Genomic DNA, 12,992 nt, shown 5'->3' with positions numbered 1-12,992 from the left:
TCATCTCTTCATCAATGAAGTGATTAACTAGATCCTGGTACATTTTTTCAATTGCATCAGCGTTTAATCCTTCTTCCTCTGCCCAAACTCGACGTTGCTGTAACATTGCTTGCAAGCGTTCAGGTGCTCTAACGCTAGTTTCACTCGTCTTAAATTTAGAGGCAGCTTTGACGTAAGCGAAGCGCTGGCCAAGTAGTGCAAGAACTTGACGGTCTAACCGATCGATTTCGGTTCGAATGTCCGTCATGCTTTCACATTGTTCGGGGGATTTCATGGGCTTGCCAAGCACAACTGATGGGACTGGCTTTCGATTCTAACCTAACCAAGTTTGATGACAGTAGTCTCCTGATTCTCCTTTATCTAGGCAGACGGACAAAGCAGCAATCTCCTACATCGTAGGAAGAAAGTTTCGGGCGCTGATTTGCGTCCACTTTCTTGTACCCAAGACGTTTCAAGAGCCGAATGCTCCGCTGATTCAGTGGATGTACAGCGGCCCACCATGCGGTTCCGGGTGCAACAGCAGCCAGGTAATCGTGCCACCAAAGCATCGCTTCGAATGCCAATCCCTTGCCCCACCAAGCTTCACCTAACAAATAGGCGACCTCACCCCATTCCCCGTATCCTGTCGCCTCCAGCCGACCAATCACGGGAGAGGGAGGAATTTTTAACCGGATTGCCATGTTGAACCATTGCTCAGTTGGCGTTGCCAAAACCACAGGACCGTGAGAGCGGGCAGCGTACTCTGTCCTCAACTCCTCTATAGTCGGTGGATTTCCCTTTGGATCGATAAAGGCAAGGACAGCGGGTGTGGTCAGAATAGAAAAGAGTTCGTCGGCATGGGCGTCAGTGAGTGGCTCAAAATGTAGGTTCTTACTTTGCATTAGCGGTATCCTTCTGCTCTTAGGAAAGTCGCCTAACGTTCCCGTTCACCGGACGCAGATAATCTTTGTATTTAACCAATCACTTGACTTTGTTCTGGTGCATTGGGATGGTTAGCCTGTTTTGATGGACGTTAAGTTAACCATTCACAGGCAACTTCCATCTCGCATAAAGCTGACTGAACGTTTCACGCTGCTGATTGAGGTCAACTTCTGGTAAACACTGCTCTATAAGGTCGAACGTTTCGTCTATGAGTTGTCGTAACTCATGGGTTCCGCTGGCAGCATCCGATTGAAAAACGCACTCCAACCGAGCAAAAAACTTAGGCGGTTTGATGCTCATTTCGTCCACAAAGTAACGAGTCCACTTGAAACCAGGATGATAAGTGCGGTTTATCCCAAACAAGATGTTGAGAAGCCATCGTACAATGGCGCAATTATTTTCGTACAGCATCGGAATCTCAAGGCGTTCGGTCAAAATGTGTTGACCATCAAACGGGCGGAATTTTAGATGCTTTTGAACCATCGCAACCGCAAGTTCTTTAGGATAAGGAGAAAGCTGAGCTTGCCATTGTTTAATCCTGTCTGCACCGTGAAGCACTAATGCGCGTTGCAGATGAGATGCGATCGCTTGGTTCTCAAACAACAGCCCATTTTGGGACACATCGTAACGCTCAACCACATCAATCACAATGTTATCCATCGTATGTTGCGCCCAATGACCCGCTTCAACTTTCATGCCGTATAGGTAGAACTGCTCCAACCATGCCTGCTTTGCTTCTCCATACGGCTCAATTTCCCATCCTGTGACACCAACATTTTGCGCTGTGGCTTGTAATTCTTCGACAGACGGCAATTGTGACCAGATGAATCCTAGTTCAAGATCAGAATACTGGTCTGCAATCCCTAACGCTGCCGAGCCAAATACAAAACACGCTGCAACTTTAGGATTAGCCGTGAAAGCAGGAGCAATTTCGTGAGCTAATGAAATTCGCCAGGCGCTGTGCTCAGTCATGTTGAGGAGTATAAGTTCTTCTGCTGAAACAATGTAGCGGACAGCAGGCTAACGACCAAGTTGAGCCGTGGTAAGTAACCTTGAATTCCGTACAAAGAGCTTGACTCCATCCCCTCTAACATAGGGTTAGCCTGCTTTGTGCAATAACCAATTCTCTCTTCTCAACTCGAATGTTTGCTCAATACACAATTCACCCTTGAACTCCACCTCATCTGATTGCACTAAATTCATTCCCAAGCGCCTCAGCAAATTAATAGACGGTTCATTTCGCATATCAGTTATTCCGACGATCTGGTTGATGTATCCAAGTTCAAATATTGAACAAACCAGAGCTTGAACAGCTTCTTGTGCATATCCTTTACCTTGCTCTTCACGAGCCAAAGTAAAACCAATTTCTACGATTGCCGGATTCTCAGTGTAAATCTGCATTCCAATGTCACCCAGGAGCAAGTTGGATTGCTTGTGGGCGATCGCAATTTGAAACCATTCACCTGGTATCCCCATCGCTGCTATTTGCATTTCCTCAATGAAGGATTGCGCTTCACAATAAGGTAACATCGACCAACTTTGGAATTGAGCGACTTGAGAATCTTGGCGGTAGGAAAAAAAACTATCTAGATCAAGATCTGTAAACCGACGCAGAACCAGCCGTTCAGTTGATTGGGGAAGAAAATTCACTGGAAACAATACAACTTTGCTCCACTATTGTTGTTTGGTTGAATGCTTTACTCAAGAACTGCTGGCCAATGTTCCCAATCACCCACCGCAGATAACCTCGAACTCTTAATTAGGCCGAACTCATTCGGGCTATCTAGCCTAGAGCACTACAGTTTTAGATTTGCTAGAATATTTATGCAGTCAGGGATACAAGCATTTTTGTGACTCTTTTGCATCAAGCTTAGATTGTTGATGAATATTGCCATTTGGGGGCATTCTCGGCAATGGGTTCTAAAAGCCAATGACACATCCTCGCCAGCTAAAAATCAGGGCATGGGATCGTGAGAAGTTCTAACTTATAAAATTTTCAACCTTAACGGCCAAAGTTTTTCCGTTTCTAAAACTAAGCCTTCGACCACAAACAGTCTCCCACTCTCGCTGGAGATATTTAAAGCAATGTAAATTCGTTGTGATTAAATCAAATCAATTTAACTAAACTGTACATCAACAGTATGAAAAGAATTTACCCTCTTCCCAGAATTATCGAAGAGGAGTGTGCATTTCTTTGTTCTCCTTCATCTTCATTTTATCAACTTCTTCTATAACAACTAATACTGGATTCTTTAGCCGTAGCTCACCAGAGCAGAAACGTTATATTGAACAGATTAATTGAAAATTAATTGGAGTATGTTGCGGCGTTTCTTTTCTAGCTCGAGCTTAATAGTTATTGGTATTGTACTGATAGCGATCGCCTTTATCAGCATCTCATTTCTTCCTTCGCAAGTCGAAAGTAACCTCAGCACATTCTTTGGGCAACTTGGTAGCGGTGGTATCGATGTGACAACTGGCAACATTTATAGACGAATTGCTGCCGATCGCTTTCTCCTTCAAAGCGCCTACCTTTTTCTCACAGGCATTGTTTTGCTGATAGCAGGATTATTCAACCTTCGGCGTTAACGGACGCATTTCTATCGCCTGAATGCCCATCTAAGGAAACGACAGGGTTTCCCTGCTTACTGTGCAATAGCTGTAATCAATGGGTCGGGTACCGGGAAGGAGCGCTGCCTCAGCAGCGTAAACTGTCCTAATCCCGCATCATAAGCGAATACCTGACCAGTCTCGATTTCGTACATCCAAGCATGCAAGTTCAGTTGCCTGCTATGCAACTTGGACCGAATGACAGGATACGTCTCTAAATTCTCTATCTGCGTCAACACATTCTGCTCAATCGCGATCTTGAGCAAGCGCTCGGGCTGCAGGTGCGCATAATTATCTAACACTAAGCGTCGCGTCGCTTCTCCATGGCGCTTTAACCAGTCGTAGACCAGCGGCATCTGCTCACTGAGATTGCCGACTTGCAGCAACCCCTTCATGGCCCCACAGTGGGAATGACCACACACAATGATGTCCCGTACCCCGACTCCAGCGACCGCATACTCTACCCCAGCGGCTTCAGCACTACTCGCGGCTCCATAAGACGGAATGATATTCCCGACATTACGCATCACGAAGAGTTCACCGGGCTGAGACTGCGTGATTAAGCAGGGGTCAATCCGGGAATCGGAACAAGTAATGAAGAGAACTTCGGGTGCCTGCCCGTTCGAGAGTCGTTCAAACAGGGCTCGATTTGTGGTGAAATAGTCGCTGTGAAAGGCATTAAGTCCCTGGATCAGACCGGTCACTGACATAAATCGATTCCTACTGCTGGCAAGGCTAGTGAGTGTACTCGCACGGCATCCTCCAAGCGGATGTAGTTCTATCCTTCCCTTACTACACACGAACCGTAACATTTTCCGTACTTCGGTAAAGAAATGCTAACAAATGGCTTGACAGGGGGACACGAGCACACGAATAAGCAAAGCAGTTACGAGAATGAGCGATCGCGATAGAAATCTTCACCACAGACCCCTATATCATTTAAGAGCTCACTGACTGCTTCGACAAAGGGTCTGAGGTTGAGCTTAGTAGAGCAGCATAAAATTAGCGCCATCAGCAGCTGTCAAGCTTCCTTCTTGAGGCGGCTAGCAGCTATAAGCCGTCAACAGCGGACACTCATCGCTAAGTACAGGGAATGCAATGGTCAGCGCACTAGCGAGCTGCATTGGTGGTTTCCTCGTCTAGCAGAGGCAATAACTCCAATTCTTGTTCGCTAATCCCCAAAGCCAAGGCAAGCCTGAGTAATTCCGTCTCAGTGGGCTTCTGGCTGCCGTCTCGGATAGCAGCTAACCTCTTCGGGTTTAGCTTCGTGCTTTGTAGCTGATCCCAGTTGCAAGTGATGGCATGAGCCATGGAGCGGTACCGAGGGCGATCGCGGGTTGTAGCTTGCCATTTATCTGCCGCTTCAGCCATCACTCGATAGCGTTCAACCCCTGGCACAAACCCAATGCGAAAAAACTCTAGGGCGATCTCGCTAGTGGGTCTGCTCCAGCGCTCGGCGATTGGCGCGAGGATGGCAAACTCCTCATCACTCACCGTAATTCGTAATTGCTTGCTCATACTGACTTGCGAAGACACTTTAAGCCTAGCTCAAGCAGGCGGAACTACTCAAACCTTTGTGGTTCGGCGTTGCGTCTTTCCCTAAGGCGATCGCTAGTGTATGAACTCCGATTGCTAGCCAGCCTTGCTTTAAAGGCTTATACAGCAGACTGCGGCGTTGCTGCCTCATACAGCCTACGCAGCGCAAATAAATGTATGCCCCTGTTTGTATGGTCAAGGTACGGCAGGGCAGGTATTTGAGGTTATTTTGCTGCCGCACTTACGGAACATCGCATAGGGAACTGTCACATTACCCATGTGCCAGTTCTTAGCCAAGACAGAGCAATGCTTTCGGCCAATTCGACCTCATACAGGAACCCAAAACTGAGCCTAGAACGTTCTGTTACTCCCCTGGAAAATATGCTAGAAGTCTTTATAGAGTCATTAAAGACATATCAAGACAGAACAGGGCAAAAAGGAGGTAAGGCAATGGAGCTGCTTCAGGGTAAAGAGGTCATGCAAAAGTGCGCCATCATCTATGGCCGCTCGTTTGACCCTCGCACCTGGCGCAATTGGAAGCGGACTTGCAAGGTTCCCCCGAGTACACCCCAGCGTGGAGATTGGCTCACACCTTTTGAGGTGAAGAAGTTAATCACTCTGACGTTTCTTAAGGCCCAGAACCCCCGAGGTTCCTACTCCTACCCTCAGATTCTTTTGGAGATGAACCAGCCTGACAAGCAAGATTGGCTGCAAGCGATCGCAGAGACGCCAGTCAATACACTAATTCAGCCTTGTCATGGGCGCGACCTCCCCAACACTCTGAAGAAACTAACGGGTAAAACTGTCCCCATCGATCGCCTGTACCGCATTGGGCGACGTACCCAGCGGAAATTCAGCCGCAGCAAGCAATACTCCGCCAAACAAATCAATTGGTGGCTTGAGCACATAGGAGCATAACCATGACCCTTGCAGAAATTCAAACAGCCCTTAAGGACAATGGCATCAACCTGAAACCTGCCGAGGTAGAAGCCAAACTGAAAGCCTACGAAATGACTGCCCATCAAGTTACTCCTGAAGTCATGATTGGCTGGATCGAGGAACTGAAGCAGGGTCAGGCACAACCTCCTGCTCGACTCCGTAAAGGTGGGGAATTGACAAAAACCGAGACTGAGGCGATCGCTCCTCAATCAGCGGTGCAGCCCCCCGCTCCTACTCCATCAGACATCCCGGTCGATGTGCCGTTCACCCACCTAGACCAAATCATCAGCGGGGTTGAGAACGTTGGGGTTGAGATTGTGGTTCAGACGAATCACCAAATCAACCACGTGGTCGAGAAGGTGGTCAGCTTCGTGCAGTCTGCGCCCACCCTTACTGCCCAACGCATCAATCAGCGCATGGGTTTGGGTGGGGTTGAGAATCCCGTTGAAAGCATTCTCCAAGTCAATCGGGAGTTGTGCAGCAATTCACTGAGCCGCATTGATGAAGCAATCGCCCGCGCCTCTTAACCAGCAGCATGGAACGAACTCGGAGTCCTCCCATGAATGAATCGCAACCATTAACGCCACAAGAACAAACCGCAGAGCTCGCGATCGCCCTCATCAATCAGCATCAAGCCTTTGCAGAGGAAGTGGCTGACAAGGTGATTGCTGATGCCCAGACCGTACCGCAGCGAGCCGTTGGCTTAATGCTCCGCAAGGCTGAGCAGCAAGGAGTCCTAGACACGCTGTTGTTTCGCTGGCGAATCGGAGAGCCGATTGAGGTCAAAGAGAATCTCCTGCTAGACATTCTCTGGGCGACTACCTGGGTCGGCTGGGCTGTGCGGGGTGGGCTCTACGCTCTTTTGATTGTGGTCGTTGCCGGTATGGTTCAAGCTTGGTTTTTGCCACCTGTCCAGACCACTCATGTTAATCAACAACCCACTCGACAGAGGTGATGATGGGCTTCAATCCTTTTGATAACAAGGAACAACCCCGTCGCCAAGGCGGCAAGATGGGCGGCAATTTCGTTGAGAACCTCGGTGGTGACTACATCCATGTCGAAGGTAGCGTGTTCAACCTCCAAAGCGATCGCGACCCGCTAGGACAAGACACGCCTCGACGGACTCCCCCCCTCATCATCCTGCGGATAGTGGTCCTCGAACTATCAATCTCAACGGAGGCACCTATCACGCCTATATTGACGGCGATTACATTCAAGGCCAGCGAGTAAATATCCCTGATGATGACGTGATCGATGTTAACGCCACCCCGGTGGATGAAGACGATGACGATGCCTGGTAGCGACCAGACTGAATGACCAAAGTCCATTAGTAAACCCACTCCCAAACCAGAACGATGAAAGGATTTCTAGCTAAACCCAAACCCAATGCTTCTGAAGTTTCTAAAGCGGCTGGCTCAGGCGATCTCAAAGGTTATGCCACGACTGGCTATGATACCGCTCTAACGCCTGACAATCCAGGGCAGGGGGGATTGCTCAGAATTGCGCCTCCCCAAAAAGCTAGCCTTGCCACGGCCCGACAAAGAGGGGCGATCGCCGCCGCTAAAGAGCAGATTTTGGCAGGAGCTGATAACGCGGTCGCTGCTTACAAGGATCTCACAGACATTTCCAACGCACTGACCAAGGTCAAGGACGCTCACGACAAACACATCATTGTGCAGTCCAACAACGATGCTCGACAGCTCCAGAGTCAGCACAAGGTGGCAACTAACTTTCACAACCTCCGCCCCGTTTATGGGCAGATGACTCAACAGCTTCTAGATGCTCGTGACTATAGCGACGGGTATCAAACCACTCTGAATGTTTGGGAGGCAAAATCAGCGGCGTTGATGGCTGGCTAATACAACGGCAACCCTCTCCGGGTTGCCACGACTGGAGGTGCTAAATGATTCGGTTAGGGGGAGTAATCAAAATGGCAGTGGTCGGATGGTTCGCCGTTACGCTGGGGCGGTGGATCACCCTACTATTCTGGGATTTTCTTTGGTCATCCATCAGTGCGATCGCGCTAGTTCTATTGATTCTGGCAGCAGTCATCGCACTGATGGGCTGGCAGTTAGAGGATCTAATCGCAGAGAAGGCGAAGCTGGAGGTTTGGCAGTTGCGGTCGCATCTCTGGGTGATAGAGGGTGGCTTTGACCTAGGGGCGATCGCCAGCACGATTCAGTGGTTGGTTTATGTTGCTATTCCACAGCTTGAGGCGCTTCTATGAGTGGGCTTCTCAGCTATGCCGAAATTCAGAAAAAGCAGCGAGAGGTCAACGGTCTCAAAGGGCAGCTTTTTGGCGTGGCAGTGGTTTCAGGAGCGCTGTGTATTGCTCCTTTTCTATGCAAGCTTGATAAAGAGTTGAACTTCCTTCTATTAGGAATGTCGAGCATTCTAGGCTATGCAGGCATAGAGTACGCTCACAAAGTTGATGAGAAGGAACGCCCGCTTTACACAGCCAAAGTCTTAGCGAATGAGGTGATCGCCAAGAAGTACGGAGCTGAGGCGATGGGCTTAGACCTCCTAACCCAGCACGAAATTTCCCAGCTAGAGCGCACGCTGTTTCCTCCCCAGCAGCAACAGCAACTTGTGATGTCGCCCCAGCAGGCTCAGTCTCAGCAACTACCTGCACAACAGCCGGAGTCGGGGGCTAGCAGCCAGGAGCAAGTGGGACAGGGGCAGGCGATCGCCCAGCCTCAGCAACCAGCGGGCCTAGCTGCTGCAATAGTTACGGCCCTAGGCAATTACAAAATCCCTGTTTCGTGTGAGGGGCGAGTCGAGGGGAGTTGCTTCGATCGCTACCTGCTCAGAAAGCGGGCAAGCGGGATTAAATTTAGCCAAATCACCAAGCTGACTGAAGAGTTACAGCTTGACTTAGGCTTAGATTCTGAACCACTCATCAGCATCCAAAATGGCTTTATTGCCGTGGATGTGCCTAGGAAGGAGCGCAAGACCTTCCACTACAAAGACTTTATCAAGCCTGGAATCAGACCAGAAGGCGGTTTATGGCTACCAGTTGGCGTTTCCCTGAATGGTCAACTGATTGAAGTCGATATGTCTGGGCCTGATGCTTGCCACATCTTAGGGGGTGGTGTCACAGGGGGTGGTAAGTCAGTTTGGCTCGATGTCGCGGTCAAGAGCCTATGCGATCGCTACGACCCGTCAGAAGTGATGCTGATGCTCAGCGACTTTGGTAAAGCGTCATTCGGATGCTTTGAGGGCGATCCTCACCTCATCTGCCCAGTGCTCTACAGCATTGACGACATCATCGAGATGCAAGAGGTGCTGGTTTCAGAGATGGAGCGGCGCAAGACGCTATTAAATCGGTATGGAGTGCCCCACCTAGCGGCTCTCAATAAGAAGATTGATCCTCTCCCTCGGATTTGTGACTTCACAGACGAGTACACCGCCGCAATTGAAGCTGCATCCGATACTCAGCGCAAAAAGCTTGAGTCAAATAAAATCCAGCTATCCCTGGAAGCTAGAAAAACAGGCATCCACCTAATCACGTTCATGCAACGCCCTGAGGAGGCTTATCTGGATGGGCAGATTCGCTCCAATCATCCAGCCTCAGTTTGCCTGAAGGTGTCGCGGTCAGAAGATTCCAAGATGGTGCTCGGTGCATCTGGATTGGGTGGAGAGAAGCTTCTAGGCCAAGGAGATTTACTCTTCTCCTATCAGGGACGAGTTGAGCGATTGCAGAGTCTCTTCTGGGAGCCTGGCATGGAAGCAGCCGCTCCAGTGAGCGATCGCGCCTACACCTTTATCCCGCAATCTCATCAACCCTCTGAGCAAGCAGGCCCATACGCCTACAGATATCCCCCGAACTGGAAGCAACTCTCTCACGAAACCAAGATTTTGACAGGGACACTCTGCTGCTTTCCAGGTTGCAATCATGAGGCGACTGAGACCCATCATGCTCGATACCAAGAAGAGCGAGGGCGAAGCATTTGTGATGAGCCACTATCCGGGGTAGATATCTTTCCTCTGTGCGATCGCCACCATTCACACCGTAGCGACCCAGAGTGCGCTCACCACAAAGACAACTGGATTTATGGCACTTGCCGAGAGCCTCTAGAGATCGACAGTCAAAACACCCCAGCGTACTACCAAAAGTTACGTCAGGGGTGGCAGGAGAAAATACAGAAATTTGAACAGTTTGTCCGTATGAAGGTAGCAGCATGACAGAACTTGCCACTCCAACCAAGCATCAGTCAGAGATTCCGTACCAGCAGGCAGGGGCACTCGCTCAACCCAAAGCAGCGGCGATCGCTGTCGTCTATCAGGATGATTGCGTCTGCTCTCCTCAGCCTGTACCCGTACAGCAGAAAAGTCCACTCCCTATGCTCATCATGTCTAGCTGTCTTGTTATGGCTGGAGTTCTTCTAGCACAGGGAATTGGAGGATCTAGGGATGCACAGCTGGCTAATACAAATACCCAACTTAGTCAGCAAAACACACAACTAGAAACTCAGATGAGTGGGATTAGAGCGATCGCAGGGTGCAAATGATGACTCGTCCTGGACTACATCCACCACTGGAACTAGCTCAAAGTTCCGAGTCTGTGGACACTGCAAGGCATCTGCTGAATGGTGTGGCCGAGGTCGGGACGGATTTTTTGATCTCCGATAGACACCTACATCAGTGCTTAACAAAAGGTAATTGACTTTTATCTGAAATACTGTGAAGGCGCGATCGCCTTCCAAAAACCTGAATTATAATCGCAGCAAGCATTGTGAGGTTTTTACGTGAACAAAGGCGAATTAGTAGACGCAGTGGCTGAGAAAGCCAACGTAACCAAGAAGCAAGCTGAAGCGATTGTGACAGCTACAGTTGACGTAATTCAGGGAGCAGTGGCATCAGGCGACAAAGTGACGCTGGTTGGATTTGGTACCTTTGAGCGTAGGACTCGCCAAGCTCGCGAGGGACGCAACCCTAAGACCGGAGACAAGATGCAGATTCCAGCGAGCACAGTTCCAGCTTTTAGTCCTGGCAAAGTCTTTAAAGAAAAAGTTTCGTCCTAGTCATAGACTCTTCTCTCCTAACAGTTAACCGTGCCTCCTCTTTTAGGGGGCTTTTTATTGAGAGCGATCGCCCTCTTATTCCATCTCCCAACCCCAAACCGCAAAACCCAAACCTCAAACCCAGTGGGAACTTTAGCCGCAGAGATAGAGTTTATCTGCGGTTTATTTGCGGCGTTTTGCGGTCATGCCAAAGAAGATTGATTGGGAGCCTATTAAGCAACATTACCTAGCGAATGACGAGTCCTTAGCGGCTGTCGCGCTGCGTTTTGGCGTGAGCAAGCGGGCGATCGAGGATAAGTCTGCTGAGGGTGGATGGGAAGCACTTAAGACCGCTGGGCATGTGAGTGTTGAGGAGGATGAGGAAGAATCCCCCATTCCCTATCGCAGGCGCTCCTTCGATCGCAAGGCCAAGATTGACGAAGTTGACGAGGTTGACCATGCCATCACTCAGTTGTCTGGCTGGATTGGTGGTGGCGCTGAACCAAAATCTTTGGAGGGGTACGCCTCTGCTCTGGCCAAATTGATTGAGTTGCGACGGAAGCTAGTACCCGCGACCGCTGCCGAGTTGGTAGAGCAAGTGATTGCCTTAGGAATTTCGCCTGCCGAGTTCGTGTCTGAACTTAAGGAAAAATGGCAGCGCCGCGCCTAAGTAAGCAGCAAGAATTAATTGATGAGCTTGAGGCTCAGCTTGGGCTGAAAGATGAGGGCGATCGCCCTGACTTAGCTGCAAAGTTGGCTCAGGGGTTAACTGATTGGGCCCAACCTCTGATGCTTCCCAAGCGTTACAAATGCTTATGGGGCGGGAGAGGCAGTGGCAAGAGCTACGCGATCGCAAAATATTAGTTAAGAAATCACATGCCTCCGCGTTTTCGTTAGTCAATTGCTCCAAGCTGGATGCGTGGAAGCGAGCATCCCAGAGTTCTGGTTGAAAACAGGGTTATGGCTCTATGGGGAGGCTAATTGGGCCTTTTGGGTCCAGCTTACAACTATCTCTTGCACCTAATGAAGCTCTAGTCCTGGCCTCTTAATACCTCTACTAAATCTTTAGTAAGAATGCACGACTATTTCGAGAATGCTTGAATCAGTTGTAACAAAGCTTTTACGTAGTTATACCAGAGGATTTGTGTATGCTCCAAAGAGGATTGGCTTTCATGTGTTTAGCTTTAATTACCGGATGTTCTCAACTACCTCCAGATACAAAGGTAGAGGTAGCATCAGAAACTTCCCTAAATAGTTCGACTTCAGCTAAATCAACTGAAACAACATTAGTTCAATTAAGAAAACAAGCTCTGCTTCAGGCCCAAGGTGGCCAAATGGCTTTGGCTCTTGAAAATTTTACAAAAATCTTGCAGATTGACTCTAGCAAGTTTTCCGATTGGCAAAACAGAGCAACTGCAAATGATGCCCTTGGCAACTATGAGGCAGCAATTCAAGACTATGATAAGGCTCTAGAGCTTGCTAAAAACACTGCAAGCAATACTGAAGTTGCGGATTTATATACCAATCTTTGTGGTTCTAATATTCAATTAGAGCAATATCAAAAAGCGAGCAGCGCTTGCTCTGAAGCAATACGTCTCTACCCAGAAGGGGGTAGAGCTTACACACGTAGAGCCTATGCTCTTGCGCTAGAAATGAGCGTCTTTGAAGTAAGCAGTAATTCAACTGGAAAAAAAGTTAATATACTTAGGGAAAATGATCCCTTTCTTACAGTAGGTCTTAACGACTTAGAAATAGCCGAAAAACTTTTCCGGCAGCAGGGTAGAACAGATTTATTGACAGAACTCCATAGTGTTGCAAGCATCATTTATAAGCGTTCTGAATCTATATTTCCTGAATTTATTCCTACTCAAGAATTTCAAAGGCTGAAAGCAGTTGTGGATAGATCAAGTAAGACATAGCAGTAGTTACGCTTGATAAAAGTCAGCGTGCAGCGATCGCTCTTCAAGCCCGGAACCATTGCAGAAA

21 protein-coding genes are annotated in these 12,992 nt (G+C 48.9%); 14 read left to right on the top strand and 7 right to left on the bottom strand.

Features of this window, described 5'->3' with window-relative positions:
* The 4 genes from NDA01_RS26735 to NDA01_RS26720 all read right to left on the bottom strand — a co-directional run.
* Positions 1 to 274 (bottom strand): isochorismate lyase (locus NDA01_RS26735; RefSeq protein WP_348230393.1); only part of this gene is annotated, 274 nt, incomplete at its 3' end.
* An 82-nt stretch (positions 275 to 356) separates the two neighbouring features.
* The gene (locus NDA01_RS26730; RefSeq protein ID WP_348230392.1) at positions 357 to 881 is read right to left on the bottom strand and encodes a GNAT family N-acetyltransferase; all 525 of its coding nucleotides are present in this window, start codon (positions 879 to 881) and stop codon (positions 357 to 359) included.
* Positions 882 to 1,017: 136 nt separating this feature from the next.
* A complete protein-coding gene (locus tag NDA01_RS26725) occupies positions 1,018 to 1,893 on the bottom strand; it encodes a DUF4037 domain-containing protein (protein ID WP_348230391.1) in 876 nt (291 codons plus the stop codon).
* Between the two features lie 126 nt (positions 1,894 to 2,019).
* Positions 2,020 to 2,571 carry a GNAT family N-acetyltransferase gene (locus tag NDA01_RS26720; RefSeq protein ID WP_348230390.1) on the bottom strand — a complete coding sequence of 184 codons (552 nt, stop codon included), beginning with the start codon at positions 2,569 to 2,571 and terminating at the stop codon, positions 2,020 to 2,022.
* Positions 2,572 to 3,219: 648 nt separating this feature from the next.
* Between NDA01_RS26720 and NDA01_RS26715 the strand changes: the two genes are divergently transcribed.
* Entirely contained in the window at positions 3,220 to 3,507 is a 288-nt protein-coding gene (locus NDA01_RS26715) for a hypothetical protein (RefSeq protein WP_348230389.1), read from the top strand.
* Positions 3,508 to 3,563: 56 nt separating this feature from the next.
* Here the strand turns inward: NDA01_RS26715 and NDA01_RS26710 are convergent, their stop codons facing one another.
* The 3 genes from NDA01_RS26710 to NDA01_RS26700 form a co-directional block, all read right to left on the bottom strand.
* Positions 3,564 to 4,238 (bottom strand): carbonic anhydrase, encoded by a 675-nt coding sequence (locus NDA01_RS26710; protein ID WP_348230388.1) that lies wholly within the window; start codon positions 4,236 to 4,238, stop codon positions 3,564 to 3,566.
* Between the two features lie 400 nt (positions 4,239 to 4,638).
* Positions 4,639 to 5,046, bottom strand: coding sequence for a hypothetical protein (locus NDA01_RS26705; RefSeq protein ID WP_348230387.1), 408 nt, complete (start codon positions 5,044 to 5,046; stop codon positions 4,639 to 4,641).
* Positions 5,047 to 5,071: 25 nt separating this feature from the next.
* Positions 5,072 to 5,215 carry a hypothetical protein gene (locus NDA01_RS26700; protein ID WP_348230386.1) on the bottom strand — a complete coding sequence of 48 codons (144 nt, stop codon included), beginning with the start codon at positions 5,213 to 5,215 and terminating at the stop codon, positions 5,072 to 5,074.
* Positions 5,216 to 5,514: 299 nt separating this feature from the next.
* Here NDA01_RS26700 and NDA01_RS26695 point away from each other — a divergent pair, with 299 nt between their 5' ends.
* The 13 genes from NDA01_RS26695 (at position 5,515) to NDA01_RS26635 (ending at position 12,925) form a co-directional block, all read left to right on the top strand.
* On the top strand, positions 5,515 to 5,982 hold the full coding sequence (locus tag NDA01_RS26695; protein WP_348230385.1) for a hypothetical protein: 468 nt from the start codon (positions 5,515 to 5,517) through the stop codon (positions 5,980 to 5,982).
* Positions 5,983 to 5,984: 2 nt separating this feature from the next.
* Positions 5,985 to 6,530 carry a hypothetical protein gene (locus NDA01_RS26690; RefSeq protein WP_348230384.1) on the top strand — a complete coding sequence of 182 codons (546 nt, stop codon included), beginning with the start codon at positions 5,985 to 5,987 and terminating at the stop codon, positions 6,528 to 6,530.
* A gap of 8 nt (positions 6,531 to 6,538) precedes the next feature.
* On the top strand, positions 6,539 to 6,958 hold the full coding sequence (locus NDA01_RS26685; protein WP_348230383.1) for a hypothetical protein: 420 nt from the start codon (positions 6,539 to 6,541) through the stop codon (positions 6,956 to 6,958).
* Positions 6,958 to 7,233, top strand: coding sequence for a hypothetical protein (locus NDA01_RS26680; RefSeq protein WP_348230382.1), 276 nt, complete (start codon positions 6,958 to 6,960; stop codon positions 7,231 to 7,233). The genes NDA01_RS26685 and NDA01_RS26680 overlap by 1 nt, the downstream gene beginning before the upstream one ends.
* Before the next feature lie 125 nt (positions 7,234 to 7,358).
* Positions 7,359 to 7,862 carry a hypothetical protein gene (locus NDA01_RS26675; protein WP_348230381.1) on the top strand — a complete coding sequence of 168 codons (504 nt, stop codon included), beginning with the start codon at positions 7,359 to 7,361 and terminating at the stop codon, positions 7,860 to 7,862.
* A 71-nt stretch (positions 7,863 to 7,933) separates the two neighbouring features.
* The gene (locus tag NDA01_RS26670) at positions 7,934 to 8,230 is read left to right on the top strand and encodes a hypothetical protein (RefSeq protein WP_348230380.1); all 297 of its coding nucleotides are present in this window, start codon (positions 7,934 to 7,936) and stop codon (positions 8,228 to 8,230) included.
* Positions 8,227 to 10,188: an FtsK/SpoIIIE domain-containing protein gene (locus tag NDA01_RS26665; protein WP_348230379.1), complete on the top strand. Its 1,962-nt coding sequence runs from the start codon at positions 8,227 to 8,229 to the stop codon at positions 10,186 to 10,188. The genes NDA01_RS26670 and NDA01_RS26665 overlap by 4 nt, the downstream gene beginning before the upstream one ends.
* Positions 10,185 to 10,514 carry a hypothetical protein gene (locus NDA01_RS26660; RefSeq protein WP_348230378.1) on the top strand — a complete coding sequence of 110 codons (330 nt, stop codon included), beginning with the start codon at positions 10,185 to 10,187 and terminating at the stop codon, positions 10,512 to 10,514. The genes NDA01_RS26665 and NDA01_RS26660 overlap by 4 nt, the downstream gene beginning before the upstream one ends.
* 237 nt (positions 10,515 to 10,751) lie before the next feature.
* Entirely contained in the window at positions 10,752 to 11,027 is a 276-nt protein-coding gene (locus tag NDA01_RS26655; RefSeq protein ID WP_348230377.1) for an HU family DNA-binding protein, read from the top strand.
* Positions 11,028 to 11,057: 30 nt separating this feature from the next.
* Entirely contained in the window at positions 11,058 to 11,228 is a 171-nt protein-coding gene (locus NDA01_RS26650) for a hypothetical protein (protein ID WP_348230376.1), read from the top strand.
* Positions 11,212 to 11,676, top strand: a complete 465-nt coding sequence (locus NDA01_RS26645) for a hypothetical protein (RefSeq protein WP_348230375.1) — start codon at positions 11,212 to 11,214, stop codon at positions 11,674 to 11,676. Before NDA01_RS26650 ends, NDA01_RS26645 begins: the two co-directional genes overlap by 17 nt.
* Positions 11,658 to 11,870 (top strand): hypothetical protein, encoded by a 213-nt coding sequence (locus NDA01_RS26640; RefSeq protein ID WP_348230374.1) that lies wholly within the window; start codon positions 11,658 to 11,660, stop codon positions 11,868 to 11,870. Before NDA01_RS26645 ends, NDA01_RS26640 begins: the two co-directional genes overlap by 19 nt.
* Before the next feature lie 284 nt (positions 11,871 to 12,154).
* Positions 12,155 to 12,925: a tetratricopeptide repeat protein gene (locus NDA01_RS26635; protein WP_348230373.1), complete on the top strand. Its 771-nt coding sequence runs from the start codon at positions 12,155 to 12,157 to the stop codon at positions 12,923 to 12,925.
* Positions 12,926 to 12,992 lie beyond the last annotated feature (67 nt).

This window comes from Trichocoleus desertorum AS-A10 (assembly GCF_039962155.1).
Lineage (GTDB): Bacteria > Cyanobacteriota > Cyanobacteriia > FACHB-46 > FACHB-46 > Trichocoleus.
The sequence above is the reverse complement of the archived record's forward strand: the minus strand, read 5'-3'. Positions and strand labels throughout refer to the sequence as shown.

Coding starts and splice junctions, on each gene's coding strand:
- NDA01_RS26710 (WP_348230388.1), bottom strand. CDS start 4,238: ATGTCAGTGACCGGTCTGATCCAGGGACTTAATGCCTTTCACAGCGAC.
- NDA01_RS26665 (WP_348230379.1), top strand. CDS start 8,227: ATGAGTGGGCTTCTCAGCTATGCCGAAATTCAGAAAAAGCAGCGAGAG.
- NDA01_RS26705 (WP_348230387.1), bottom strand. CDS start 5,046: ATGAGCAAGCAATTACGAATTACGGTGAGTGATGAGGAGTTTGCCATC.
- NDA01_RS26680 (WP_348230382.1), top strand. CDS start 6,958: ATGATGGGCTTCAATCCTTTTGATAACAAGGAACAACCCCGTCGCCAA.
- NDA01_RS26645 (WP_348230375.1), top strand. CDS start 11,212: ATGCCAAAGAAGATTGATTGGGAGCCTATTAAGCAACATTACCTAGCG.
- NDA01_RS26700 (WP_348230386.1), bottom strand. CDS start 5,215: ATGAGGCAGCAACGCCGCAGTCTGCTGTATAAGCCTTTAAAGCAAGGC.
- NDA01_RS26670 (WP_348230380.1), top strand. CDS start 7,934: ATGGCAGTGGTCGGATGGTTCGCCGTTACGCTGGGGCGGTGGATCACC.
- NDA01_RS26730 (WP_348230392.1), bottom strand. CDS start 881: ATGCAAAGTAAGAACCTACATTTTGAGCCACTCACTGACGCCCATGCC.
- NDA01_RS26660 (WP_348230378.1), top strand. CDS start 10,185: ATGACAGAACTTGCCACTCCAACCAAGCATCAGTCAGAGATTCCGTAC.
- NDA01_RS26725 (WP_348230391.1), bottom strand. CDS start 1,893: ATGACTGAGCACAGCGCCTGGCGAATTTCATTAGCTCACGAAATTGCT.
- NDA01_RS26685 (WP_348230383.1), top strand. CDS start 6,539: ATGGAACGAACTCGGAGTCCTCCCATGAATGAATCGCAACCATTAACG.
- NDA01_RS26690 (WP_348230384.1), top strand. CDS start 5,985: ATGACCCTTGCAGAAATTCAAACAGCCCTTAAGGACAATGGCATCAAC.
- NDA01_RS26640 (WP_348230374.1), top strand. CDS start 11,658: ATGGCAGCGCCGCGCCTAAGTAAGCAGCAAGAATTAATTGATGAGCTT.
- NDA01_RS26675 (WP_348230381.1), top strand. CDS start 7,359: ATGAAAGGATTTCTAGCTAAACCCAAACCCAATGCTTCTGAAGTTTCT.
- NDA01_RS26635 (WP_348230373.1), top strand. CDS start 12,155: ATGCTCCAAAGAGGATTGGCTTTCATGTGTTTAGCTTTAATTACCGGA.
- NDA01_RS26695 (WP_348230385.1), top strand. CDS start 5,515: ATGGAGCTGCTTCAGGGTAAAGAGGTCATGCAAAAGTGCGCCATCATC.